This is a genomic window from Phenylobacterium sp. (genome assembly GCF_016793285.1).
In the GTDB taxonomy this organism is placed as follows: domain Bacteria; phylum Pseudomonadota; class Alphaproteobacteria; order Caulobacterales; family Caulobacteraceae; genus Phenylobacterium.
Window position 1 is genome coordinate 1 of the sequence record NZ_JAEUMO010000100.1, and the last position, 4,856, is coordinate 4,856.

General features: G+C 71.9%; 6 protein-coding genes. 5 read left to right on the forward strand and 1 reads right to left on the reverse strand.

Translation table 11 applies throughout. From position 1 onward, the window contains the following. Window positions 1–157: 157 nt before the first annotated feature. The gene (locus tag JNL41_RS10300) at window positions 158–400 is read right to left on the reverse strand and encodes a hypothetical protein (RefSeq protein WP_293474613.1); all 243 of its coding nucleotides are present in this window, start codon (window positions 398–400) and stop codon (window positions 158–160) included. A gap of 58 nt (window positions 401–458) precedes the next feature. On the opposite strand from JNL41_RS10300, the gene JNL41_RS10305 reads away from it, so the two are divergent. Genes JNL41_RS10305 through JNL41_RS10325 form a run of 5 tightly spaced genes read left to right on the forward strand, consistent with a single transcriptional unit; the run spans window position 459 to window position 4,839 of the window. Beyond that, window positions 459–1,985: a UbiD family decarboxylase gene (locus JNL41_RS10305; protein ID WP_293474615.1), complete on the forward strand. Its 1,527-nt coding sequence runs from the start codon at window positions 459–461 to the stop codon at window positions 1,983–1,985. Between the two features lie 29 nt (window positions 1,986–2,014). Further along, entirely contained in the window at window positions 2,015–2,416 is a 402-nt protein-coding gene (locus JNL41_RS10310; protein ID WP_293474617.1) for an MAPEG family protein, read from the forward strand. A gap of 37 nt (window positions 2,417–2,453) precedes the next feature. Then, window positions 2,454–3,785: a metallopeptidase TldD-related protein gene (locus JNL41_RS10315; RefSeq protein ID WP_293474619.1), complete on the forward strand. Its 1,332-nt coding sequence runs from the start codon at window positions 2,454–2,456 to the stop codon at window positions 3,783–3,785. Continuing rightward, window positions 3,782–4,573 (forward strand): 3'(2'),5'-bisphosphate nucleotidase CysQ, encoded by a 792-nt coding sequence (locus JNL41_RS10320; protein ID WP_293474620.1) that lies wholly within the window; start codon window positions 3,782–3,784, stop codon window positions 4,571–4,573. The genes JNL41_RS10315 and JNL41_RS10320 overlap by 4 nt, the downstream gene beginning before the upstream one ends. A 26-nt stretch (window positions 4,574–4,599) precedes the next feature. Then, a complete protein-coding gene (locus tag JNL41_RS10325) occupies window positions 4,600–4,839 on the forward strand; it encodes a DUF4170 domain-containing protein (RefSeq protein ID WP_293474621.1) in 240 nt (79 codons plus the stop codon). The last annotated feature ends 17 nt before the right edge of the window (window positions 4,840–4,856 follow it).

A 4,856-nucleotide genomic window follows, 5' to 3' on the forward strand; every position in this document is an offset into this window, starting at 1 on the left:
CCCAGCCCGCCGAACACCGGAAGCTGATGGCGCCACGAGATCGAAAGCTCGGGCCAGCCGTGGACGAAGACGATCGGGGTCGCGCCCGCGGGCCCGCTTTCCAGGTAGGCGCTGGTGTGGCGCGCGCTCTTCGCGACGCCCGCGGTGACGGTCTGGCTCAAAATTCGTCCTCGATGGAGGCGCGGAAGTTCTCGAACACCTCGCGCAGCTTCTGGTCGGGTTCCCCTTCTTTCCTTTCGAGGGGGTCGGGCTCGGTCTCTTCCGGCTCCGGCGGCTCGTTCGCCGTGAGCCGCCCGACCACCGCCCCGTGCTGCACCAGCAGGATCTCCTCCCCGGCCGGGAGGTCGGTGAGCAGGGCCGCGATCCGCGGCGGCAGGTCGTCGAGGTCGAGACGGGCCATCTACGCTCCTTGGGCGCCTATCCTAGACCGCCTTCCACGGCGCAGGTAAACCGCGCGCATGGCTTACCGATCGCTGCGCGAGTTCCTCGGCAAACTGGAGGCGGCCGGCGAACTGGTCCGCGTGACCGAGCCGGTGTCGTCCGTGCTGGAGATGACCGAGATCCAGCGCCGCCTGCTGGCCGCCGGCGGCCCGGCCGTGCTGTTCGAGAACGTCATCCGCGCCGACGGCGAGCGCTCGGCGATGCCCGCGCTCTGCAACCTCTTCGGCACGGTCAAGCGCGTCGCCATGGGCGTGACGCTCGAGGGCAAGGAACGCACCACCGCGGGCGAGCTGCGCGAAGTCGGCGAACTGCTGGCGTTCCTGCGCCAGCCCGAGCCGCCGCGGGGCCTCAAGGACGCGATGGACATGCTGCCGCTGGCCCGCACCGTGATGGGCATGCGTCCGCAGACGCGCAAGACCGCGCCGGTGCAGGAGGTGGTCTGGAAGGGCGACCGGATCGACCTCGCGAAACTCCCGATCCAGACCTGCTGGCCGGGCGAGCCGGCGCCGCTGATCACCTGGCCGCTGGTGGTCACCAAGGGGCCCGGCGACTCCAGGGAGGACGACTACAACCTCGGCATCTACCGCATGCAGGTGATCGGCCGCGACCGCACCATCATGCGCTGGCTGGCGCACCGCGGCGGCGCCCAGCACCACCGCCGCTGGAAGGCGCAGGGCAAGCGCGAACCGCTCCCCGCCTGCGCCGTCATCGGCGCCGACCCCGGCACGATCCTGGCCGCGGTGACGCCCGTCCCGGACACCCTCAGCGAGTACCAGTTCGCGGGCCTCCTGCGCGGCGCCAAGCTCGACCTCGTGCCGGCCAAGACCGTGCCGCTGCTGGTCCCGGCCCACGCCGAGATCGTGCTGGAGGGACTGGTCCACCTCGACGACTACGCCGACGAGGGCCCCTACGGCGACCACACCGGCTACTACAACTCCGTCGAGCGCTTCCCGGTGTTCGAGGTGACCGCGGTCACCATGCGCAGGGACCCGATCTACCTCACCACCTTCACCGGACGCCCGCCGGACGAGCCGTCGGTGCTGGGCGAGGCGCTGAACGAGGTCTTCATCCCGCTCCTGCAGCAGCAGTTCCCGGAGATCGTCGACTTCTGGCTGCCGCCCGAGGGCTGCAGCTACCGCATCGCCGTCGTCTCGATGAAGAAGGCCTACGCCGGCCACGCCAAGCGCGTGATGATGGGCGTCTGGAGCTACCTTCGCCAGTTCATGTACACCAAGTGGGTGATCGTCGTGGACGACGACATCGACGCCCGCGACTGGAAGGACGTCATGTGGGCCATCTCTACCCGCATGGACCCGGCGCGCGACGTCACCCTCGTCGAGAACACCCCCATCGACTACCTGGACTTCGCCTCGCCCGAGAGCGGGCTGGGCTCCAAGATCGGCCTCGACGCCACCAACAAATGGCCGCCCGAGACGAAGCGCGAGTGGGGCGAGAAGCTGGGCATGGACGCCGACACCGTGGCCCGGGTCACGCAGATGTGGGCGAAGCTGGGCCTGCCGGGCGACGGCCGGCCCGTGGACTGAGGTTTCCGGGACTGAGATAAGGTTCGCGCATGGACCCCCTGGCCCCCGCCCACGCCGCCGCCCTCTGGGTCGGCCTCCACCTCATCCTGCTGCTGGTGCTGTCGGTGCTGGTGACGCGCCAGCGGCGCAGGCACCGCGTCGAGATCGGCGACGGCGGCGTGCCGTCGCTGAACCAGGCGATCCGCGCCTTCGGCAACGCCACGGAGTACGTGCCCGCAGCCCTCGTCGGCCTGGGCGTCCTGGCCCTCGTGGGGGCGTCGCCGCTGCTGATCCACCCCATCGGGCTGGTGCTGTTCGCCGGCCGCGTGCTGCACGCCGTGGGCCTCTCGCGCTCCACCGCCGCCACCTGGCCCCGCGCCGCGGGCGTGCTGGCCACCTGGATCAGCTACGTCGCCATCGCTGCCGCCCTGATCTTCTACGCCATTCCGTAGGGTTGTACCGGCGGGCGGCGTCGGCCATATCCCCGCGATGGACGAAACCCTGCTGAACGACGTCGTGGCCGCGGCCCTCAGAGCCGGCGCCGACGCCGCCGAAGCCGTGGGCGCCGAGCGCCGCAGCCTGTCGATCACCGTGCGCCAGGGCGACCTGGAAGAGGTGGAGCGCGAGGAGTCGCGCGACCTGGGCCTGCGCGTCTTCGTGGGCCAGCGCCAGGCCACCGTCTCCGGCTCCGACATCTCGGCCGAAGCGCGGGCCAGGCTGGTCGAGCGCGCCGTCGCCATGGCCCGGCTCGCGCCCGAGGATCCCTACGCGGGCCTCGCCGACCCGGACCGCCTCGCCCGCGGCCCCCTGCCCGACCTCGACCTCTACGACCCGACCGAGCCCACCGCCGAGGCGCTGGAGGAGCGCGCCCGCGTCGCCGAGGCCGCGGCCCGCGCCGTGCCGGGGGTCACCAACTCCGACGGCGCCTCGGGCTCGTGGTCGTCGTCGCGCTGGACGATGGTCACCAGCGGCGGCTTCACCGGCGTCCACCGCGCGTCGGGCTTCTCCATCGGCGCCTCGGCCATCGCCGGCGACGACGGCGGCATGGAGACCGACTACGACGGCCGCTCGACCCGCTGGCAGGCCGACCTGCCCACGCCCGAGAGCCTCGGCACGTCCGCCGGCGAACGCGCCGCGCGGCGCCTGGGCGCGCGCAAGATCGCCTCGACCACCGCCCCGGTGATCTTCGACAACCGGCTGTCCGGCGCGCTGATGAGCCCGCTGATCGGCGCGATCTCGGGGCCGGCCATCGCCCGCGGCTCCTCGTTCCTGAAGGACAAGCTCCACCAGCAGCTCTTCTCCAGGGGCATCGTCATCCGCGACGAGCCGCATCGCCGCCGCGGCCTGGGCTCCTCGCCGTTCGACGACGAGGGTGTCGCCAACGGGGCCCGCAACCTGATCGACGACGGCGTGCTGACCACCTGGCTGCTGAACTCCTCGTCCGCCCGCCAGCTCGGGCTGACCACCACCGGCCACGCCTCGCGCGGCCTCGCCGGGCCGCCCGGCGTCTCGACCTCGAACCTCACCTTCCAGCCGGGCGACAAGGACCGCGCCGGGCTGATGAAGGACGCCGGCGCCGGCCTCGTCATCACCTCGATGTTCGGCCCCTCGCTCAACGCCAACACCGGCGACTGGTCGGTGGGCTGCGCGGGCTACTGGTTCGAGGGCGGCGAGCTCGCCTATCCGGTCAGCGAGATCACCGTCGCGGGCAACCTGCTGGAGATGTTCGGCCGTGTCGTCCCGGGCTCCGACCTGGAGATCCGCGGCGCGTCGAACGGCCCGTCGCTGCTGGTCGACGCCCTCGCCATCGCAGGGCGATGAAGGACGACCTCGCGCTCATCGTCGACGCGGCCCGCGAGGCCGGCGAACTGGCGCGCTCGATCCGCCGCCGGGGCCTGGAGGTCGAGTTCAAGCCCGACGACCACAGTCCGGTCACCAACGCCGACCTCGCCGCCGACCGGCTGCTGACCGAGCGCCTGCGCAGCGCGCGGCCCGGCTACGGCTGGCTCTCCGAGGAGACCGCCGACGACCTGGAGCGCCTGGAGCGCCGACGCATCTTCGTGGTCGACCCCATCGACGGCACCCGCGCCTTCCTGAAGGACAAGCCGTGGTGGTCCGTCGCCATCGCCGTGGTCGAGGACGAACGCCCGGTCGCCGCCGCCGTCTTCGCCGCGGAGCTCGGCGAGATGTACGCCGCCGTGGCCGGCGGCGGCGCCACGCGCAACGGCCTGCCGATCGCCCCCACCGGAGCCGCCTCGGTCGACGACTGCCGCATGGCCGGCGACCCCGTCGTCTTCGCCCACTGGTCCTGGCCCACCGCCTGGCCGGCCACCATGCAGGTCGAGCAGCGCAACTCCACCGCCTACCGCATGTGCGCCGTGGCCGCCGGCGAGTTCGACGCGGCCGTCGCGCCGATCCGCAAGTCCGACTGGGACGTCGCCGCCGGCGACCTGATCGCCCGCGAGGCGGGTTGCTTCGTCGGCGATCACACGGGCGAGGGCTTCCGCTTCAACCGGGCGCGCCCGTCGCAGGCGAGCCTGGTCTGCTGCACGCAGGCGCTCGCCCCATTGATCCTGGCGCGCGTCGGGCATATTGGCGCGCGCAACTGATTTCACCTGAAACGAACCGCACCCTCATGTCCGACAAACAGCTCCTCCACCTCGTCATCGGCGGCGAACTGAAATCCCTCGAAGGCCCGCCCGAGTTCAGCGACCTGACCAAGGTCGACCTCGTCGGCGCCTACCCGACCTACGAGGACGCCGCCCGCGCCTGGCGCGCCAAGGCCCAGCAGACGGTCGACAACGCCCTGATGCGCTACTTCATCATCCACGCCCACAAGCTGCTCGACCCCGACAGCGACGACCACGAGCACTAAGGCGGCGACCAGTTCCT

Bases quoted from the DNA above. Each gene is read 5' to 3' on its own strand.
- JNL41_RS10300 (WP_293474613.1), bottom strand. From the start codon at position 400: ATGGCCCGTCTCGACCTCGACGACCTGCCGCCGCGGATCGCGGCCCTG.
- JNL41_RS10305 (WP_293474615.1), top strand. From the start codon at position 459: ATGGCTTACCGATCGCTGCGCGAGTTCCTCGGCAAACTGGAGGCGGCC.
- JNL41_RS10310 (WP_293474617.1), top strand. From the start codon at position 2,015: ATGGACCCCCTGGCCCCCGCCCACGCCGCCGCCCTCTGGGTCGGCCTC.
- JNL41_RS10315 (WP_293474619.1), top strand. From the start codon at position 2,454: ATGGACGAAACCCTGCTGAACGACGTCGTGGCCGCGGCCCTCAGAGCC.
- JNL41_RS10320 (WP_293474620.1), top strand. From the start codon at position 3,782: ATGAAGGACGACCTCGCGCTCATCGTCGACGCGGCCCGCGAGGCCGGC.
- JNL41_RS10325 (WP_293474621.1), top strand. From the start codon at position 4,600: ATGTCCGACAAACAGCTCCTCCACCTCGTCATCGGCGGCGAACTGAAA.